General features: G+C 36.0%; 2 protein-coding genes. One reads left to right on the top strand and one right to left on the bottom strand.

What is annotated here, in order from left to right:
• Positions 1 to 473, top strand: a 473-nt coding sequence (locus RLO81_RS10060; RefSeq protein ID WP_350110890.1) for a hypothetical protein, incomplete at its 5' end; no start/stop codon positions are given.
• Here the strand turns inward: RLO81_RS10060 and RLO81_RS10055 are convergent.
• Positions 474 to 2,296, bottom strand: a 1,823-nt coding sequence (locus RLO81_RS10055; protein WP_350110887.1) for an ATP-binding protein, incomplete at its 5' end; no start/stop codon positions are given.

Here is a 2,296-nt window from a genome sequence, read left to right as displayed (position 1 = left end):
TAGATGGATTGGATAACTTAAAATTATGGGCAGGCCGCAATGGTGATGTTGTTGATGTAGTAGGAAATTCAAATCACCCAGATTTTGTACTATTTGACCCCAATTTTACCGGAGGTAGAAATTATGCTTTTGTGGGCAGGGGAGATGAATCAAGTGATATTGGTGTTATTAATTTGGCGTTGCCTCCATCAAGTGTAACTACGGATAATATTTTAACAGAATATTCTGTGTATAACGTATTATTCGAAGAAATTGAAAGTGTGGCCGGTGGCTTCTTTTCTGCTGAAGAAATTGATGATATATTGGAAGAAGCAAATTCCCCGGCATATTTTAATGCAACTCAAGGATTCATCACCTCCGGAGCTGACAATCAGCCTGCTGGTTTTACCGATGAATTTACAAATTTAAATAACCTGAGACCATTTGTTCCGAATGAAATTAGAACACTGGAAGTTCAATTTATTACGAACTAATTATTTAGGAATTGTGATTGTGAATTTGGTGTAGGCATTATATTCACTTTCTACTTTTATACTTCCCCCAAGCTTTTCAATCGCCATTTGCGAAAGGTAAAGTCCCAACCCGCTTCCTTTAGATTGATCGGATCCGCGGTGGAACATATTAAACACTTTATCGATGTGCTCAGGGGGTATTCCAGCCCCATTGTCTTGGAAGATGATGCAGTACTCGCTATCATTTTGAAAAGCGCTGATTGAAATCTCGCAGGGCTTGCCAACATTCCTGAAAATAAGCGCATTTTCCATCAGATTGGTAAGTACTATCGCCATTAAAAAAGGATCTGATTTTACCTGTAAGGTAGTCTCAAGATTAAAGGAATATTTGGCAGAATCTTCGGGATCTAAAAATTTTATGCTATTTCGAACATCAGAAATCATTACCGGAAGATCGATCACATTTTTCTCCACCTCACAATTAATAACTTCATGCACTTGAGTAAGCTTGGCTAGTAGTTTGTTCATATCTTTTGCTACTAACTCAATAAGGTTGTAATATTTGATGTCATTTGGGTTGCTGGCCTCAAGTTTGGCCAGGGAAGTTAGACCATTAATTCTACTAATTGGGCCTTTAAGGTCATGCGAGGCTCTATAAATAAAAGTATCGAGCTCGGCTATGGTAGATTGTAGTTTCTTAACGGTTACCCTTATTTCAGAGGTGCGTTCATCTACTTTTTTCTCAAGAGAAGAATTAAGTTCCTGAAGCCTTTCGTTAATACTTAATATTTCTTCCTGAGACATTTCAAGTTCCTGATTCTTTTCATTGATGTCATCTCTTTGTTTTTGTATTTCTTCAAACTGCTCTTTCAGTTTATCGTTTTGTTTTTCTATTTCCTTCTTCTGCGATAGTACTTCAAAAGTTCGGTCAGCAACAATAAGCTTAAGCTTTCTACGTTGCAACCTCACGCGGTAAGAATAGGCCAAAACAATAAACCAGATACCCAAAACTCCGCCAAGGGTAAATAACGCATATGCCCAGGTAGTCATGTACCAGGGCGGCAGTATTGTGAAGGTATAAGTAGCTGTAGTGCCTTCTTCTTTAAAAACGTTTAACGATTTAACCTTAAACGTATATTGCCCGGGTGAGAGGTTTGTGTACTCTTTTGTAGTTTCTTTGGTCCAATCAGACCATGATTTATCGTAACCATCAAGTGTAAAGGAATATTTAGTTTTTTCTGGTAGTTCCAGGAAAGTGGCAGCATAGTCGAATCTGATAGAGTTGTAATCATAAGTTAGACTGGGTCTTGCCTCTTTTGTTTGATTAGTACTTATCCTTGGAATAGTGTCTGATGATGCATAAACGGTGTAGTACCCTCGCGATAGGGTTGAATCCAGACTATTTACATTTCTTATAAGTGTGCTGAATTTGGTGTTAAGATAGTTGGTGTTTTTTGTATCGAACTTATATATGTGTTCAGTTGTAGTAAAATACACATACCGATTGCCATCATAATCGATATCTTCCAATTCTCGAAATGGAAAGTTGTTGAATTTATATGATTCTATGCTGTAGGAATTAGTTTTAAAGTTTACTTCATATATGAATTTTTCGTTTCGATTATTCTCACCAAAGACTATGTGATTATCATTTATTTCTTCAATTGACTTGATGATACCTTCGTGAAATGTATATGCAAATATAAAACTGCTGTCTTGTTCTGAGTAGCTATAAATTTTATTACCAACCGAAATAAACAACTCATTTTTTATTTTCAAAAGGGTAAAAGCTCTTTTAAAGTCTAACCCATCTATATTACTAAATTTCTTAAATTTTTTACTAT

The sequence above is a fragment of the Fulvivirga sp. genome (assembly GCF_040220315.1).
In the GTDB taxonomy this organism is placed as follows: Bacteria; Bacteroidota; Bacteroidia; order Cytophagales; family Cyclobacteriaceae; genus Fulvivirga.
This window is presented reverse-complemented; position numbering and strand designations above follow the sequence as displayed.